Raw genomic sequence first — 16,458 nt, 5'->3', positions numbered from 1 at the left:
CGGTCGCGGCGTCGCCACGGCCGCGGATCACGGTAGGCTCCGCCGCGATGATGCAGCCCAGAGCGGCGGGCGCTCCCCGCCTCGCAGCTCCCCCGCGCCGGTCTCGGCGAGCGGCCGCGCTCCTCGCGGCGCTCGCGCTCGCCCGCTGCGGGGGCGCGCCGCCCCGACCCGCGCCGCAGGAGGGCCGCGCGCCCGCGTCGGCGCACCCCCCGCGGCCGGCGCCGGGGCTCCTCCGCGCCCGCTGGGTCGACGCGAGCGGCGCGACCGCGGTCGGTCCCCGGGTCGCCGGCGGCACCATGGCCCTGCTCGGCGGCCGGCGCTTCCTCGTCGGGAGCGACGGCGCAGCTCGGCCGGAGACCGCGGCCTGCCCCGAGCCCCTGATCGAGCTCGCCCTCGTGCCGTCCGCCGCCGGCCCGCGGCTCGTCGGGCGCGGGGTCCACGGCGTCTACCGGTTCGATGATCCGCTCGGCGCGCCCGCGCTCCTCGCCCGGTCCGAGACCGAGCTCCTGCGCCTGGGCGGCGGGCCCGCCGTCGTCGCGGTGTGGGACGCCGCCTCGGATCTGCCGAGCTTTCTCGACATCGAGACGGGGCAGCCGCGCGCGCTGCCGGGCTTGCCCGCGCTGCCGCTGCGCGCCGTCGCGTTCCGGGATCCCCGGCAGGGGGCCGGGCTCTTCGAGGCGGCGGGGCTCGCGGTCACGGCCGACGGCGGCGCGTCGTGGCGCCCCGTCGCCCCGGCGCTGCGCGACGACGGCCAGGAGGCAGACCCCGCGGCCCTGCTCCACATCTCCGGCCTGCGGCTGCGCGGCGACGAGCTGCTCGCCGTGACGCACGGCGCGACCGCGCCGCCCGGGCAGCGCGAGGCACGGATCCTTGTCGCCGAGGCGCGGCTCGCGCCGGCCGGCGGCGCGCCCGAGCCCGGCGCCGGCGCCCCGCTGCTCCGCTGGATCCGCGCGACCGGACGCCACCCGCTCGAGGCCGCGATCGCGAGCGGCGCGGCGTGGACGGGCCCCGCGATCACGGCGAGCCACGGCCTCCTCGCGCGCGTGGACCTCGCCTCGGGCGCGCTGCACGAGGTCGCCCCCGTGGGCCGCGGCGACCGGTGGCTGAACGCCTGCGGCGTCGGTCGCGCGGGGCGCTCGGCGTGGGTGGCCTGCGCGCTCGGCGAGGAGGGGGCCGACAGGCGTCACGATCCGTTCGGCGTGCTCCAGGTCACGGCCGCCGGCGCCCTTGGCCGCGAGCCCCCGGTCCTCCTGCGGAGCGGCGAGGCCGAGCTGCGCGTGTCGCCGAGCGGCGGCGCCATGCTGCTCGCGCCGTGCGACGCGGACGAGGAGGGCAGCGCGTGCGTGCGCCAGCCGAGCGGGCAATGGATCACGGTCCGCCCGGGCACCGACATCCACTGGCGCGGCGCCGGGCCGCTCGCCGATGGCCGGATCGCGATCGTGCGCGGCCTCTGGAACAGCGACGTGGCGCCGCGCGAGGACCCCACGCCCCGCGGGGAGCCCGCGCCGCGCGGCGGCCAGGGCCGCGAGGGCGCCGCGGCCGGCGCCCACGTCGCGGTGATCGACGCCCGCGGCAGGGAGGAGCCGCTGATCCCGCTCCGCTGGCTGCGCGACGGGGGCGGCGACATCCACGTGGTCAGCCCGATCGAGGAGGGGCACGACGGCGCCCTGTCGTTCGTTGTGGCCGACGAGGCCGGCGAGCTCACCGCGGTGGTGCTGCCCTCCGGCGGCGAGGCGTCGCGGGCTCGTCTGGCCGGCGTCGCGCACGCCCTGATCCACGGCGGCCATGGCGTCGCCGTCGGGGAGGGGAAGGTGCTCGCGTCGGCCGACGCCGGCCGCTCGTGGGCGCCCATCGAGGTCCCGCCCCGCGCCCTGGATGCGGCCGCCCAGCTCGGCGATCTGCTCGCCGAGCCCGGGGTGCTGGCCGTCAACGAGGTCGGCCTGAAGATCGACGCCCACCTGCGCGTCGGCTGGGGGCCGGCGTTGCCAGCGCAGGGGGCGCCCGCCGCCGGGCCGGCGCTCGAGGCCGCGCCGCTCCTGCCGCACCGCCCGCCGCCGGCGCCGGGGCTCCCGGAGCGCGCGCTCGCCTGCACGACGCAGCCGGGCCCGCCGCCCGCGCCGCCGGGCGTGCCGCCGCCGAGCAGCGCGCAGGAGGCGCTCGCGCTGCTCGCGAGCGACGCGAAGCCCGCGCCCACGGGGCAGCGGCACGTCTCGTCGGTGAGCGACCGGCGGTGGGGTCTGCTCTCCACCGTCGCCGTGCTCGAGGCGCGCGCGCCCGACGGCGCGGCCAGGAGCGCCGGCCCGGGGGGCGGCGCCGCCGCGGCGCCGCGCGTGACGTGGACGCTGCGCTGGCTCGACCCCACGGAGCTCCAGGCCAGGGTCCGCTCGTGGACGGGCCCCGCGCCCGAGGGCGTCGGCCGGGACGCGATCCTCACGCGGTTCGCGGCGTCCGGCGACCGGCTCGTCTTCGGGGTGCGCGCCCCGGGCCGCGACCTGCTGATCCGGGCGAGGCCCGGCCGCGGCCCCGAGGTCGTCGAGGTGCCGCAGGAGCTGATGCCCGAGACGGAGGTCGCCTTCAGCGAGGCGCCGGACGGGCCCATGGCGTGGCTCCGCGGCACGTCGCTCATCGCCTGGCAATCCGGCGACGCCCCGCGGCCGATCGCCTCGCTCGCGAGCCGCGGCGCGCGCGCGCTCGGGCAGCCGACGAGCGCCGGCGTGCCGCTGCTGCTCGGCTTCCGCGACGTGACCCTCGGCCGCACGGTGCCGATCCCGCCCGCGGAGAAGACCCCGCCGGGGACGCCCGCGCAGCGAGGCGCGCAGGCAGCGCCCGCGCCGGGAGCACCTCCGGAGAAGACCGCGCCGGCAGCGCCCGCGAAGGTCCCGCCGCTCCTGCCGCTCGACGGCTGGGAGATCGCCCCGAATGTCCGCACCGAGCTCACCCGCCTGCCGGCGTGCCCCGCGCGCCCGCGCGGCGCGCGCTTCGTGCTCGACCGCGCGAGCGCCTCCGTGGTCATCGACGGTCACGGCGCGATCGCGAGCACGGCTGTCTATGACGTTCGTGTGTCAGGCCATGACGCTTGCGTGGCGAAGGTCGCCGCGCTGATCGATCTCGATCGCCGGACCGAAGGCGAGCCCAGCGCCCGCCCCGGCGCCGGCGAGATCGCGTTCGTCCGCGCCGATCTCGCGGCCCGGCGCGCCGAAGGTGGCGAGCGTGGGATCGGCGAAGGCGTTGGCAGGGGCGGAGGAACGGCACGCGGAACAGCGCGCGGAACAGCACGCGGAACAGCGCGCCGCCTCGCGTGCTCCCTGCCTGTCCGGCCCTGAAGCGCCGCTGCTGCGAGGACCTTCGTGCTCGACGCCCCACCCCCCGGGCGGTTATATGTTCGCGCGCCATGTCCTCTCCGAAACACCCGAGCTCCTCGCACCGACATCTCGGCGATGGGGTTGAAGACAAGCTCGTCCCGCTCGAGGCGCTCGACCCGCTGAAGATCGGGTCGTTCGACGACCTGCTCCGCGCGATGAGCCGGACCGCGTTCGGCGGCCGCGCGCTCGGCGAGGCGTGCGACGTGCTCGAGGCGATGGTGCGCGACGAGGACTGCCTCGTCGTGGCGACCTTCTCCGGCGCCATGACGGTCGCCAAGATGGGCGTCGTCATCGTCCGGATGATCGAGGCCGGCATGATCGACTGCGTCATCAGCACCGGGGCGCTCATGGCGCACGGGCTGAGCGAGGCGGTCGGCCTGACCCACTACAAGGCGAACCCGGGCATCTCGGACGAGACGTACTTCGACAAGGGGTACAACCGGGTCTACGACACGCTCGAGATGGAGAAGAACCTCAACGCCATCGAGGTCTTCGTCCGGAAGGAGCTCGACCAGCTGGACCCCGGGTCGCCCTGGTCGAGCGAGATCATCTGCCGCCAGCTCGGCAAGGCGCTGGCCGAGATGGGCGACTCGCCCGGCGTGCTCCGGAGCGCGTACCTCCGCAACGTTCCCGTCTACGTGCCGGCCTTCACCGACAGCGAGATGGGCCTCGACGTGGCGACGTGGATGCTGCGCAAGGTGAAGGCGCAGCACGGCGACAAACCGGACTTCGACGTGTGGCGCGAGGCCGTGCCGCCCTCGTACAACCCGTTCCTCGACCTCCTGAGCTACGCCCGCCTGGTCCGCACGAAGAAGCGCCTCGGCATCTTCACCATCGGCGGCGGCGTCCCGCGCAACTGGGCCCAGCAGGTCGCGCCGTTCTACGACATCGTGGGCGATCGCCTGGGGATCGAGGTCGAGCACCCGCGGTTCCAGTACGGCGTCCGCATCTGCCCCGAGCCCGTGCACTGGGGCGGCCTCTCCGGCTGCACCTACTCCGAGGGCGTGAGCTGGGGGAAGTTCACCCCGCCGCGCGAGGGCGGCCGCTTCTCCGAGGTGTACGCCGACGCGACGGTCGCCTGGCCGCTCCTCGTGCGCGCCCTCCTCGAGCGGCTCGGCAAGATGCCGAAATAGCGGAGCGGGCCAGCGTGCTTGCCGCCATACCCCGCCCGCCGCGCCTCCTCGAGGTGCTCCTCTCCCTGGCCGCCGCCGGCGGCGCGCTCCTGTCCGCCGGCTGCCCCTCGCAGGAGGAGCGCGCGTGCGATCTCCTCTGCGACTGCACCGGCTGCAGCGAGGCGCGTTACCTCGACTGCGTCGACAAGACGGAGACCGCGAAGACGGTCGCGGCGGAGGCGAGCTGCCCCGCCGCCTTCGACGAGTACCTGGCCTGCCTCGAGGAGGAGATCGAGTGCAAGGACGATGCGTTCTCCTCAGACGGCTGCGAGGACCAGGAGAGGAGCCTCCGCCAGTGCGGCGTCTTCGTCTTCCGCACCGTCTGCGAGCACGCCAACGACCACCTCGCGGCGTGCGGGCAGAGCGGCGCCTTCGCGCCCGGCGCCGAGGCGTGCTCCGAGCAGATCGCGTGCAACGCCGAGTGCATCCTCAGCGTGTCCTGCGACGGGGTGAACGGGACCCAGTTCGACGAGGCCCAGCGCTTCAACGAGTGCAATAGCCTCTGCTTCCAGGGTCGCTGATCGCCTGGGCCCTCAGGGGCCCGCGATGAAGCTGTCCTGGTAGCCGGGGTCCTCCACCGCGAGCGCGGCCGGGGTGGCCGCGAGCGGGCGGATCGTGTCGAGCATGACGGCGAGCTCGCTCGTCTCGCGGCTCCCGAGGCTCGCCTCGTACGCGCCGGGGTGCGGCCCGTGCGGGACGCCGGCCGGGTGGTGCGAGATGCTGCCGGGGCCGACGCCGCGGCGCGAGGTGAAGTTGCCGCGGCAGTAGAACAGGAGCTCGTCGCAATCGACGGACGAGTGGGGGTAGGGGCAGGGGATCGCCTCCGGGTGGAAGTCGACAGGGCGCGGCACGAAGCTGCAGATGAGGGCGCCCCGCGCCGCGAACGTCCCGTGCCAGTCCGGCGGCAGGTGCACGAGCCCGACGCGCGCCTGGAAGCTCTGGATCGGGAACGCGAACGGGTACACCGTCCCGTCCCAGCCGACGACGTCGAGCGGCGAGCGCTCGCAGGCGAAGCCGTGGAACGCGCCGCCGCGCTTCACGACGAGCGCGCGGATGCCCTCATCGAGGGGGCCGACGAACGTGGGCCGCCGGAAATCGCGGTGGGAGTAGGGCGCGTCCATCCGCAGCTGGCCGACCTCGTTGCGCCACCTGCGCGGGAGGTGGATGTCCGCCGCCTCGATCGAGAGCCACAGCTGGGGCGCGGCGTCCGGGAGGAAGCGGTGGAAGAGGCCCTTCGGGACGACGACGTAGTCGTCCTGCTCGAAGCGGAGATCGCCGAGCATCGTGCGCAGGACGCCGCCGCCGCGGAAGACGAAGTGCAGCTCGTCGGCGTCCGCGTTCGCGAAGTACACCGGGTCGGCGGCGTCCGGCTGGGCGATCCCGATCACCACGTCGTCGTTGAAGAGCAGCGGCACGCGGCAGTCGATCGCGGGCCCGCCGCGCCGCGGCAGGTCCTGCGACCGGTAGTGCCGCTTCGCGAGCGGGCGCGCCGGCGCGGCGATCGGCAGCGCGAAGCCGTGCGCCGCCCGCGCGACCCGGTGCTCGTGCGGCCGGCGCTCGTGGTAGGCGATCGTGTAGGGGCCGTCGAAGCCCTCCCGCGTCAGGCACTCCTCGTAGCGGAGCTCCCCCGCCTCGCTCCGGAGGGCGATGTGGTGCTTGCGCGGGACGCTCCCGGCGACGACGCGATCGAGCATCAGCCGCGCCCCTCCGACTTCTGCTGCCGCTCGATGCTCTCGAACAGCGCCCGGAAGTTGCCGGCGCCGAAGCCGCGGTCCCCCTTGCGCTGGATGAGCTCGAAGAAGAACGGTCCGGCGTCGGGATCGCGGTGCGTGCCCGACGACTCCTTGAGGAAGATCTGGAGCAGGTAAGACCTCTCGCCGTCGCCGTCGACAAGCACCTCGAGCTCCCGCAGCGCCGCCACGTCCTCGTCGAGCTGCCCGACGCCGAGCTGCTGCAGGCGCTCGGGCAGCATGTCGTAGTAGGCGGCCGGGGTCGGCATGAACTCCACGCCACGCGCGCGCATCGCCCGCACGGCCGCGAGGATGTCCTCCACGGCGAGCGCCACGTGCTGCACGCCGTCGCCGCGGTGCTCCTCATTGAAGACGTTGATCTGCGAGCTCTTGAAGTAGGGCCGATAAGGCTCGTTGTTCGCGAACTTCACGCCCGAGCCCGGGTCCCACATCACGGCCGAGCGCAGGCCCGAGCCGTGATCGGCGTCCTTCGCGACGTCGTTCGTGTGGAACGCGATCTTCCAGAACGGCTCGAGCCCGAGCACGTGTTCCATCCAGAGCAGGGCGGGCGCCATCGTCTGGAAGTTCGAGGTGATGTGATCGAACCGGGCGATCCCAAAGCGGTTCTCGCCGCCGCGCGGCGCGTCGTGGGCCACGCAGCCGGGGAACTGCGCCGGGTAGCCGCGCCGCTCCACGAAGCGGAAGGTGGTGTCCCCGAACGGCGTCGTGATCGAGAACGAGGCGAAGGCGCCGCTCCCCTCCGCCACCCGGTGGATCTCGTCGATCGGCGTGCCCCCGCGGCCTTCGAGCAGCCGGAAGGCGCGGTCCACGTCCTCCACCTCGAAGATGATCGTGCCCACCCCGTCGGGGTGCTTGCGCAGGTAGCGCCACGCCCGCCCGCCCTCGCCGAGCGGCTGCGAGCAGACGATGGCGCACTCGCCGGCCTGGAAGACGACCGACCGCTGCGCCGCCGCCGCCGTGAGCTCCGGCGAGCTCGCGGCGATCTCCTGGAAGTCGAGCTTCTCCGTGTAGAACCTGCGGCTCCGCTCCAGGTCGCGCACGTAGTAGTGCAGCGCCTCCACCCGCTTGATGCCGATCGACTCCACCTTGGCCATCCGGTCCTCCGTCGCGAGGGGGGTACGCAGGGGGTGAGCTACGCGCCCGCGGCGACCGCGTCGGCCTGGCGGTCGGCGTGGGCGGCCTGGAAGGCGGGCAGCGCCATGCACGCCGCCTCGATCCGCGTGAGGGTCGAGAGCGGCGCGAGGTCGACCCCGTGGCGTCGCGCATTGTAAAGCTGGGGCACGAGGAACACGTCCGCCACCGTGACCTCATCGCCGACGCAGAACTGGCCGCAGAGCTCTGCCGCCGCGGCCTGGAACGCGGCGAGCCCCGACGCGATGAAGCGCCTCGCGAACGCCTTCTCGTCACCGCCGAGCTCGCTCTGCACGTATTTCAAGGTGGCGGTGTTCTGCATCGGCTGCGTGCCGGAGTTGACCATCTCGACGAGCTGCCGCGCCTTGGCGCGCAGGTACGGATCCGCGGGCAGGAGCGGCGGCGCGGGGAACAGCTCCTCGAGCAGCTCGATGATCGCCACCGACTGCGATACGCGCCGGACGGCGCCGCCCTGCTCGAACTCGAGCAGCGGCACCTGCGCCATCGGGTTCTTGGCCCGGTAGTCGTCGCGGAGCTGCTCGCCGCCGTCCCGGACGAGGTTCACCGGCCGGTACGCGTGCGGGGCGCGCTTGTGGGCGAGGGCGATGCGCACGCGCCAGCTGCACGAGCTGCGCCAGTAGCCGTAGAGCGTGAGCCCCTGGATCGCGGCGCTCATCCGGCCACCACCCGCTGCGCGATGCGCCCGAACAGGCTCTCGCCCGAGCGACTCAGCATCTCGATCATGATCGTGTCTCCTGGCTTCATGAAAGGCGTCCTCGCCGCGCCGTGCGAGAGGATCTCGAGCATGCGCTTCTCGGCCAGGCACGACACGCCGCGCGCCGGATCCCGGTTCGAGACGGTGCCGCTGCCGAGGAGGGTCCCGGCCGTGAAGCTGCGGGTCCTGGCGACGTGCTCGACCAGATCGGAGAACGAGAAGTGCATCTCCGGGCCGGCCTCGGGATCACCGATGAGCGCGCCGTTGTAGGTCGAGCGGAGCCGCAGGTGGACGCGCCCGTCCCGGAACGCGTCGCCGAGCTCGTCCGGCGTGATCGCGAACGGGGAGAACGCCGTGGCCGGCTTCGAGCAGAAGAACCCGAAGCCCTTCGCGAGCTCGGCGGGCACGAGGTTGCGCAGCGTCACGTCGTTGGCCAGCAGGAAGAGGCGGATGTGCCGGTGGGCCTCGTCGCGGCGCGTGCCCTGCGGGGTGTCGCCGAGGACGACGCAGACCTCGGCCTCGAAATCGAGGCCCCACGCCTCGTCGCGCAGGACGATGTCGTCGGTCGGCCCGAGGAGGACGCCGGAGCCGCCCTGGTACACGAGCGGATCGGTCGTGAGCGTCTCGGGGGGCTCGGCGCCGCGCGCCTTGCGCACGAGCTCGATGTGGTGGATGTACGCAGATCCGTCGATCCACTCGTACGCGCGGGGCAGGGGCGCAGCGAGCTCTTCCATGACGAGCGGGGCCACCTCCGCGTCGCCGCGCTCGATGTCGTCGGCGATGCGGCGGAGCGCGGGCTCGGCGCGCTCCCAGTCGTCGAGCGCGGCCTGGAGCGTGGGGAAGGCGGCGCCGGCCGGCGCGCAGGCGAGGCCGTCGCGGCGGACGACGACGAGCGTGCCGTCACGGCCGGGGCCGCGGAGAGAGGCGAGCTTCATGCGGGTGCGAGCTCCTCGTGCCGTTACGGTGGTCTCATCGTCTTCGCTTGACAAGCACGACGCGGCTCACGCCTGCTAGCGCCTGTGCTCTCTTGCGCCGTGCGCAACGTGCGACCGGGTGACCGGCTGAACGGATCTGCATGAATACCGGACTCGATGTTTTCTCGACGCTCCACCACCTGGTGCAGCGCGCCACGGCCAGCCTCCCCGGCGCGCAGCGTGGCAGCCTGCTGGTGCGCGCTGGACGGCGGCTCGTGTACAGGGCGTCCGTGGGGCTCGATGGCATCCTGCCGGGTCGGGTGCACATGCCGTCGGACGGCGGGCTGCTGAGCGCGTCGGCGCCGTTCGGCCCCGCCGCGGCGCCCGAGGCGGCGCGCGGCCCGTGCCTCGTCCCCGCGGCTGTGTGGTACCGGGCGCACCTGCCCGAGGTCGCGCAGCGGCCCGGCTGGCCTCCGGAGGGGGCCCACGTGCAGGTCGTGCCGGTGCACCTGTTCGGCGCGCCGGGCGCCTACTTCGCGCTGGAGCAGCCGGACGACGCGCCGCTGTCGGGCCCTTACCGCGCGCTCCTGGAGTCGGTCGCGGAGAGCGCGGGCGCCGCGCTCGAGCGGCGCGGCCTGTTCGAGGAGAAGGCGCAGGTCGCGCAGGAGCTGCGGTTGCTCGAGGAGGTGCTGAGCTCCGTCGCCGAGTCGGTCGATCTCCTCGAGCTCATCGAGACGCTCGCGGACGGCATCAGGAGCGTGCAGACGGGCCCGCGCTGGGGCACGATCGACCTCGCCATCCTGGAGGACGCGGGGCGAGGGCCCGCGGCGGATGCGCGGCGGACGCTGCGCCTCTACCGGGCTCCCCGCCGGCCCATGACGGCGTACTGGAACAACGTGCGCGACGGCGTGCTGGCCGCGGGGCGGGACCTGCGGGTCGCGGTGGGGTTCAGGAGCGGGGTGGGCGCCGATCCCGCGTCCCAGGAGGCGCTGTTCGAGGAAGGGCTCCGCCGGGGCGTGAAGGGGATCGCCGTCGCCCCCATCGATCCGGTCGCGCTCGAGCCGCTCATCCGCCGCGCGGTCGCGGCGGGGATCGCGGTGGTCGCGATCGACTCGCCGACCGTGGAGGGCAGCGCGGCCCCGGTCTACATCGGGACCGACAACCGGGTCGCCGGCAGGCTCGCGGGCGAGATGATGCAGCGGCTCTTGCCGCAAGGCGGGCTGGTCGTCACCCAGGCGCCTTCGTTCGCCGTGTCCAACGCCAGCGAGCGCCTCGAGGGCTTCCGCGAGGCCGTCGCCGGTTCGGCGACCCGCCTCGACGCGCCCCTGGAGAACCATTTCGACCCCGCGCGCGGGATCGAGCTCGCCCTCTCCACGCTGCGCGACAAGCCCGGGATCGCCGGCGCCTTCGGGGTGTGCAGCGAGAACGGCTCGAGCTTCGGCACGGCGTCGATGACGCTCGGCAGGGCCGGAGACCTCAAGATCCTCGCCTTCGATCTCATCACGTCCACGGTCGCCATGCTCCAGGACGGCGTGATCCACGCCGCGATCGTGCAGCGCGAGTACGACATGGGCTACCGCTGCGTGCAGGTGCTCTACGAGATGGCCACGCGGGGCGCCGAGGCGGCGCTCTCGGAGCTGCCGGCGTCGCGCTTCATCGACACGGGCGTCGACGTCGTGACCGTCGAGCGCACGCCGTTCTCGGTGGCGCTCTCGGATCACCTCGCCATGAGCTCCGCCCGCCGGGTCGCGAACCGCAGGCTGGGCGCGGCGAGCCGGGCGCGATCGCTCGAGTTTCTGGTGATCGGCATGGCCGAGCGCGAGAGCCTCGTCGACGACGAGCGCGCGCCGGTCGTGGACGACTCCCTGGTGGGCCGGGTGATGAGCTCGTGCTGCTCGCTCGTCATCGACACCGCGTCGAGCGAGTACCAGCACTTCAGCGATGTCGTCGAGGCCCGCTGGAACGGCGCGCGCACGCTGGTCGGCGTGCCGCTGCTCTCCCGGGACGCGGTCCTCGGGGTCCTCGTCCTGAGCAGCCCGCAGCCCGACGCGTGCTCGGCGAACGACCTGGCGCTGCTCGAGCGCGTGGCCTCGGTGGCGGCCGTCGTGCTCGAGAACGCGCGGCTGCTCTCGCGGATCAAGGAGCGCACGAGGGAGCTCGAGTCGCTGAGCAGCCGCCAGGTGGCGCTCCTCGACACGATCGCCGTGATGTCGAGCCCGGTCGTGCCGATCGCGCCCGGCGTCCTCGTCATGCCGATCGTCGGCGCGCTGGACGCAACGCGCTCCGGCCGCTTCATCGAGGCGATGCTGACGGAGATCTCCGAGCACCAGGCGCGCGTCGTGATCATCGACGTCACCGGCATGGCGGTCGTCGACGCGAGCGCGGCGAGCCACCTCGTGCAGGCGGCGCGCGCCGCCGCCATGCTCGGGTCCGAGGTGGTGCTCGTCGGGATCGCGCCCGAGGCGGCGCGGCTCATGGTGGAGCAGGGGCTCGATCTCGGGGACATCGTCACCCGCTCCACCCTGGAGCTTGGGTTCTCGTACGCGCTCGGCAAGACCGGCGGGCGGGTCGTCTACCGTCGCTCCTGAGCCGCGGCGGCGCCCGTCGCCCTCGGGCCGCGGGGCCCCGCGCGATCAGCGGTCCCGGTGGAGCGCGATGGCGGTCGCGACCAGCGCGGCGATCTTGGAGACGTCCACGTCCTTGGCGGAGCGGATATGGACGTTCCTGGCCGGCTTGGGGTTGCCGGTGAGCACGCGGTCCGGATCGGGCAGCTCGGCGCCGTGCTCGAAGCCGAGGTTCACGCCGAAGCGCTGCGGGGCGAGCCAGCAGATCTGGTGCTCGTGCCCGTCGCCCATCCGGAAGCTGATGATCCGCCAGCCTGGATAGACGTGCTCGTGCACGTCGGGGATGACGCGGAGGAGCAGCTTGCGCACGCGCAAGGTCAGCTGCTGCGCTGCGGGCGGGTACTCGCTCAGCAGAGCGGCCACGGCCGGATCTTCCGACACAATCGCCCACGCTAGGTCCACGCCCACGAAGACGCAACCGGCTGCGCGTCGCGACGCGACGTTCCGGTTCGGGCGCTTTCCTTCCTGTCAGGTCAGCGCAGGCCAGGTCAGGTGCACGCGCTCGCTGTGGGATGGGTCATTCGGTGGCGGGCACGCCTCTCTGGCGTTCGTCCTTGGCGATCCAGACCGTCTTGATGTTCACGAACTCGCGCAGGCCGTAGGACGAGAGCTCGCGGCCGTGGCCGGACATCTTGATCCCGCCGAACGGCAGCCGCGGGTCGGACACGACCATCCCGTTGATGAACACCTGGCCGGCGTCGAGCTCGTCGATGAGGCGCTCGCGCTCCTGCGGGTCGCGGGTCCAGGCGCTCGCCCCGAGGCCGAATCGGGTGGCGTTCGCGATGTGGATGGCCTCATCGATGTCGGCGACGCGGATGACGGCGGCGACCGGGCCGAAGAGCTCATCGTCGGCGGCGGGGGAGGGGCTCCGGACGTCGGTGAGCACGGTCGGCGGGAAGTAGTTGCCCGGGCCTTTCAGCCGCTTGCCGCCGGTGAGGAGGAGCGCGCCCGCGGCCACCGACGCCCGCACCTGCTCCTCGAGCTCCGTGACGATCTGCGCCGTGGCGAGCGGCCCGACGTCGACCGACGGATCCATCGGATCGCCCACCCGGAGGCGCCGCATGGCCGCGACGAAGCGCTGCTCGAACTCCGGCACGATCGACTCGTGCACGATGAAGCGCTTCGCCGCGATGCAGGACTGCCCGTTGTTGATGATGCGCGCCTTGATCGCGGTCCCGACGGCGGCGTTGAGATCGGCGCTCGGGAGGACGATGAACGGATCGCTGCCGCCGAGCTCCAGCACCACCTTCTTGAGGTGCTTCCCCGCGTGGGCGCCGACGCTGCGCCCCGCGTTCTCGCTGCCGGTGAGCGTCGCGGCCACGACGCGCGGGTCGGCGAGCAGGCGCGGCACCGCGTCGGTCCCGATGAGCAGCGCCTGGAAGACTCCTTCCGGGAAGCCGGCCCGGCGGAGGATGTCCTCGATGGCGAGCGCGCAGCGGGGGACGTTCGCGGCGTGCTTGAGGAGGCCGACGTTGCCGGCGACGAGCGCCGGCGCGGCGAAGCGGAAGACCTGCCAGAATGGGAAGTTCCACGGCATGATGGCGAGCACCGGGCCGAGCGGGTGGAACGCCACGTAGCTCCTGTCGGCGTCGGTCGCGACCTCTTCGGGGGCGAGCAGGCGCTCGGCGTTGTCGGCGTAGTAGCGGCACACGGTCGCGCACTTCTGGGCCTCGGCGATGGCGGAGCCGATGGTCTTGCCCATCTCGACCGTCATGAGCTGCCCGAGCTGCTCCTTCTCTCCCTCCAGGATCTCGGCCGCCCGGCGCAGCTTCTGGGCGCGGTCGGCGAGCGGGGTCTGCCGGAAGCTGCGGAACGCGGCGTGCGCGCGCGCCACCTTCTGCTCCAGCGCCGCCGACGAGAGGGGCTCGAAGGTTTCAAGCGTCTCTCCCGTCGCTGGATTGATCGTCGCGATGGCCGTGTTCACGGATGTGCCTCCTCTTCGAGCGCCGGGGGCCGCGCCCTGTCTCCTGCCTGCGCAGGGCGCGCCGAGCGATCCCGGCAGGCGAGCTTGAGCCAGACCTGCCTCTCCTTGCAATGGTCAGCGAGGACGACCCCGCCTATGTTCCCGTTCCCGCGGCTTTCGCCCCTCTGCCGCAGTTCGCGGTCGCATGGGGGCGGAGGGGGGTCGCCATCGCACGTTCTGTTCATTACGCAGAGCGGGATGGCCCGCAGCGGATCCCCTGCCGTTGACGACGCGGAGCGCGCGGTTTCTGCCCGGGCGACGCGGGCCGGCGAGCGCGCGACGCTCCCTCCGCCGGCCGTCGACGATGCCGCTGGCCCGCTGTCCTGTGCGGGCGAGCTGGAGGTGAGGGTAAAGGCGCTGGAGTCGCTCCTGTGCGCCGGTGTGCCGTTCATGGTGGCGGGGGCGTATGCCTTCTTCGCGTACACCGGCATCTTCCGCGACACGAAGGATCTCGACGTGATGCTGGACGAGCGGGAGGTGCCGGCGGCGTTCCGGGCGCTCGAGCGGGCCGGCTTCCAGACGGAGGTGCTCGATCCGCGGTGGATCGCGAAGGCGTATGCCGGCGACAGGTTCATCGATCTCATCTTCTCGTCGAGCAACGGCCTGGGCGTGGTGGATTGCGGCTGGTTCGAGCACGCGCGTCCGGCGACGATCCTGGGGCACAGCTGTTTGATCGCGCCGGTCGAGGAGATCATCTTCACGAAGGCGTTCGTGGACGAGCGGGAGCGGTACGACGGCGCCGACGTGAACCACCTCATCTACGCGTGCGGCGACGAGATGGACTGGGAGCGGCTCCTCGATCGGTTCGGCCCGCACTGGGAGGTCCTGTTCGCGCACGTCACGCTCTACCGTTTCGTCTATCCCGGCGCGCGGAGCCGGGTGCCCGAGTGGCTCGTCGAGGAGCTCTGCCGGCGCACGCTGGAGCAGTCGCGGGCGGGCGACGCGCCGCACCGGGTCTGTCGGGGGAACCTGATCAGCCGGCGGCAGTACATCCATGATTACGAGAAGCTCGGGCTCATGGCTGCGCCCGCCGTGCTCGAGCCCGAGGTGATGCGGGGGTCGCTGTGCCGGAAGCGCCGGCCGCCCGCGGCGGCGCGGCGGCACCTCGGCAAGGGGGTGCCGATCCGCGAGGGGGCTCCGGGCGGCGCGGAGCGTCTGGGGGCGGAGGTCGAGGCGGCGCGGCTCCGCAAGCCGGGATCATGAGCGCCGGCGCCGGCGCAAACGGGGACCGCGGGGACCACGGCAAGCGGCGCGTCGCGGCGGCCTCGGACCTGCACTGCCGGCCGGAGCACGGCGGAAGGATGCGCGAGTTCGTGAAGGCGGTGAACGCGGAGGCCGAGGTGCTCGTCCTGTGCGGCGATCTCACCGATCGCGGCCATCCCGAGGAGGCGAAGGTGCTGGCCGACGCGCTCTCCGGGCTGTCGGTGCCATGCGCCGCCGTGCTCGGCAACCACGACCTCGACCGCGGCGCGGGCGCCGAGGTCACGAGGCTCCTGGGCGACGCGGGCGTCGAGGTGCTCGACGGGGATCACCTGATCCTGCGCGACGACCTCGGCGTTGCCGGCGTGAAGGGGTTCATGGGCGGGTTCGGGAATGCGACGCTGCAGGCGTTCGGCGAGGGCCCGCTCAAGGCCTTCGTCCAGGAGGCCGTGACCGAGGCGCTGAAGCTCGAGGCGGCGCTCTCGCAGCTCGACAGCGAAAAGCGGATCGTGATCATGCATTACACGCCGATCCTGGAGACGACCGTCGGCGAGAACGTGGAGATAAGGCCTTTCCTGGGGACGAGCCGGCTGGCCGCGCCGATCGATCTGTACGGCGCCGACGTGGTCTTCCACGGCCACGCGCACCACGGGGCGCTCGAGGGGCGCACGCCGAAGGGGACTCCCGTCTACAACGTGGCCATGCCGCTGCTCAGGAAGCTCACCGGGCGGTCGTTCCTCCTGGTCGAGGTGTAATGGCGCCGGATCAGTGCTTCTGCAGGAACTCGCGGATCGCGCCGAAGTAGGCGGGGGCGAAGAGGAGGATGTCGTTGTGTCCGGCGCCGTCGATGAGGCGCAGCTCTTTCTTCTCGTGCGGGACGGCCGCGTGGTTCTCGCGGGCGTGGAACGGCGGGAGCAGGCTGTCGTGCGCGCCGTGCAGGGAGAGGACCGGAATTTCGACGTGCTTCAGGAGCTCCGGGTTCGAGAAGCGGCGGTGCGCCTCGTCGCGCAGGTCGCCGAGCTCGATCTGGAAGAGGGCGAGGAGGTGCCGCACGTCGCTGAAGCCGCTCTCGAGGATCAGCGCGCGGTAGGCGCTGCCGCGCTCGCCAGCGATGCGCGACGCGGGCGAGCTGCCGAGCGAGCGGCCGAAGAGCAGCGGCTTCGGCGGCCGGTCGAGGCCTGCGGCGCGGCTCTTCTCGGCGAGCTCCCGCTCGAAGAAGCCGGCGACCTTCGCGGGATCGTCATGGAGCGAGCGCAACGTCGGCCGCCCTCCGCTCCAGCCGTAGCCACGGTAATCGACGATGAAGAGGTTGAGCCCGATCGCTTGCCATTCCTGGGCGATGTCGTCGTAGTCGGGGACGGTCTCGCCGTTCCCGTGGAAGGCGAGCACCGTCGGGCTCTGCGGGTCGGACAGGTGCCAGCGCGCCCCGACGGTCACCCCGGGGGCGACGGGGACGTCGTAGTCCGTCGCGCCGCCGAGCGGGACCTTCCTCACCTGCCTCGGATAGAAGATGCCGGCGGCGTGAGGGGTCGCTTCGAGCTCGCGAAAGAGCTCCTCGAGGGAGCTTTGGGGCTGGTTCGTCGGCATGGCGTGATGACCCTCCGTGAATGCGGCGGCGACGGGCGG

13 protein-coding genes are annotated in these 16,458 nt (G+C 73.2%); 6 read left to right on the top strand and 7 right to left on the bottom strand.

Going from position 1 to position 16,458, the window contains the following annotated elements:
* Positions 1-47 precede the first annotated feature (47 nt).
* The 3 genes from WMF36_RS31665 (at position 48) to WMF36_RS31655 (ending at position 5,055) form a co-directional block, all read left to right on the top strand.
* Positions 48-3,323 carry a hypothetical protein gene (locus WMF36_RS31665; RefSeq protein ID WP_437574493.1) on the top strand — a complete coding sequence of 1,092 codons (3,276 nt, stop codon included), beginning with the start codon at positions 48-50 and terminating at the stop codon, positions 3,321-3,323.
* Between the two features lie 68 nt (positions 3,324-3,391).
* On the top strand, positions 3,392-4,495 hold the full coding sequence (locus tag WMF36_RS31660) for a deoxyhypusine synthase family protein (protein ID WP_437574492.1): 1,104 nt from the start codon (positions 3,392-3,394) through the stop codon (positions 4,493-4,495).
* Positions 4,496-4,509: 14 nt separating this feature from the next.
* Positions 4,510-5,055: a hypothetical protein gene (locus WMF36_RS31655; RefSeq protein WP_437574491.1), complete on the top strand. Its 546-nt coding sequence runs from the start codon at positions 4,510-4,512 to the stop codon at positions 5,053-5,055.
* A gap of 12 nt (positions 5,056-5,067) precedes the next feature.
* Here the strand turns inward: WMF36_RS31655 and WMF36_RS31650 are convergent, their stop codons facing one another.
* From WMF36_RS31650 to WMF36_RS31635, 4 genes are read right to left on the bottom strand one after another with little or no spacing between them, the layout of a single operon-like run.
* A complete protein-coding gene (locus WMF36_RS31650) occupies positions 5,068-6,228 on the bottom strand; it encodes a homogentisate 1,2-dioxygenase (RefSeq protein WP_437574490.1) in 1,161 nt (386 codons plus the stop codon).
* A complete protein-coding gene (locus WMF36_RS31645) occupies positions 6,228-7,379 on the bottom strand; it encodes a 4-hydroxyphenylpyruvate dioxygenase family protein (RefSeq protein WP_437574489.1) in 1,152 nt (383 codons plus the stop codon). The genes WMF36_RS31650 and WMF36_RS31645 overlap by 1 nt, the downstream gene beginning before the upstream one ends.
* 38 nt (positions 7,380-7,417) lie before the next feature.
* Positions 7,418-8,092: a maleylacetoacetate isomerase gene (gene maiA / locus WMF36_RS31640; RefSeq protein WP_437574488.1), complete on the bottom strand. Its 675-nt coding sequence runs from the start codon at positions 8,090-8,092 to the stop codon at positions 7,418-7,420.
* Positions 8,089-9,066 carry a fumarylacetoacetate hydrolase family protein gene (locus WMF36_RS31635; protein WP_437574487.1) on the bottom strand — a complete coding sequence of 326 codons (978 nt, stop codon included), beginning with the start codon at positions 9,064-9,066 and terminating at the stop codon, positions 8,089-8,091. Before WMF36_RS31635 ends, maiA begins: the two co-directional genes overlap by 4 nt.
* Before the next feature lie 140 nt (positions 9,067-9,206).
* On the opposite strand from WMF36_RS31635, the gene WMF36_RS31630 reads away from it, so the two are divergent.
* Positions 9,207-11,633 (top strand): substrate-binding domain-containing protein, encoded by a 2,427-nt coding sequence (locus WMF36_RS31630; protein ID WP_437574486.1) that lies wholly within the window; start codon positions 9,207-9,209, stop codon positions 11,631-11,633.
* Positions 11,634-11,678: 45 nt separating this feature from the next.
* On the opposite strand, the gene WMF36_RS31625 is transcribed toward WMF36_RS31630, so the two are convergent.
* Positions 11,679-12,032: a DUF1801 domain-containing protein gene (locus tag WMF36_RS31625; RefSeq protein ID WP_437574485.1), complete on the bottom strand. Its 354-nt coding sequence runs from the start codon at positions 12,030-12,032 to the stop codon at positions 11,679-11,681.
* 154 nt (positions 12,033-12,186) lie between these two features.
* Positions 12,187-13,593 carry an NAD-dependent succinate-semialdehyde dehydrogenase gene (locus tag WMF36_RS31620; RefSeq protein WP_437574484.1) on the bottom strand — a complete coding sequence of 469 codons (1,407 nt, stop codon included), beginning with the start codon at positions 13,591-13,593 and terminating at the stop codon, positions 12,187-12,189.
* A 381-nt stretch (positions 13,594-13,974) separates the two neighbouring features.
* On the opposite strand from WMF36_RS31620, the gene WMF36_RS31615 reads away from it, so the two are divergent.
* Positions 13,975-14,835: a hypothetical protein gene (locus WMF36_RS31615; protein ID WP_437574483.1), complete on the top strand. Its 861-nt coding sequence runs from the start codon at positions 13,975-13,977 to the stop codon at positions 14,833-14,835.
* Positions 14,832-15,587 (top strand): metallophosphoesterase family protein, encoded by a 756-nt coding sequence (locus WMF36_RS31610; RefSeq protein ID WP_437574482.1) that lies wholly within the window; start codon positions 14,832-14,834, stop codon positions 15,585-15,587. The genes WMF36_RS31615 and WMF36_RS31610 overlap by 4 nt, the downstream gene beginning before the upstream one ends.
* 10 nt (positions 15,588-15,597) lie before the next feature.
* Here the strand turns inward: WMF36_RS31610 and WMF36_RS31605 are convergent, their stop codons facing one another.
* On the bottom strand, positions 15,598-16,419 hold the full coding sequence (locus WMF36_RS31605) for an alpha/beta hydrolase (protein WP_437574481.1): 822 nt from the start codon (positions 16,417-16,419) through the stop codon (positions 15,598-15,600).
* Between the last annotated feature and the right edge of the window lie 39 nt (positions 16,420-16,458).

It is taken from the genome of Sorangium sp. So ce887 (genome assembly GCF_051521455.1).
Taxonomy (GTDB): Bacteria; Myxococcota_A; Polyangia; order Polyangiales; family Polyangiaceae; genus Sorangium.
The sequence above is the reverse complement of the archived record's forward strand: the minus strand, read 5'-3'. Positions and strand labels throughout refer to the sequence as shown.

What these genes read in the sequence shown, in the direction of transcription:
- WMF36_RS31665 (WP_437574493.1), top strand. Translation starts at nt 48, where the DNA reads ATGATGCAGCCCAGAGCGGCGGGCGCTCCCCGCCTCGCAGCTCCCCCG.
- WMF36_RS31660 (WP_437574492.1), top strand. Translation starts at nt 3,392, where the DNA reads ATGTCCTCTCCGAAACACCCGAGCTCCTCGCACCGACATCTCGGCGAT.
- WMF36_RS31650 (WP_437574490.1), bottom strand. Translation starts at nt 6,228, where the DNA reads ATGCTCGATCGCGTCGTCGCCGGGAGCGTCCCGCGCAAGCACCACATC.
- WMF36_RS31645 (WP_437574489.1), bottom strand. Translation starts at nt 7,379, where the DNA reads ATGGCCAAGGTGGAGTCGATCGGCATCAAGCGGGTGGAGGCGCTGCAC.
- maiA (WP_437574488.1), bottom strand. Translation starts at nt 8,092, where the DNA reads ATGAGCGCCGCGATCCAGGGGCTCACGCTCTACGGCTACTGGCGCAGC.
- WMF36_RS31635 (WP_437574487.1), bottom strand. Translation starts at nt 9,066, where the DNA reads ATGAAGCTCGCCTCTCTCCGCGGCCCCGGCCGTGACGGCACGCTCGTC.
- WMF36_RS31630 (WP_437574486.1), top strand. Translation starts at nt 9,207, where the DNA reads ATGAATACCGGACTCGATGTTTTCTCGACGCTCCACCACCTGGTGCAG.
- WMF36_RS31610 (WP_437574482.1), top strand. Translation starts at nt 14,832, where the DNA reads ATGAGCGCCGGCGCCGGCGCAAACGGGGACCGCGGGGACCACGGCAAG.
- WMF36_RS31605 (WP_437574481.1), bottom strand. Translation starts at nt 16,419, where the DNA reads ATGCCGACGAACCAGCCCCAAAGCTCCCTCGAGGAGCTCTTTCGCGAG.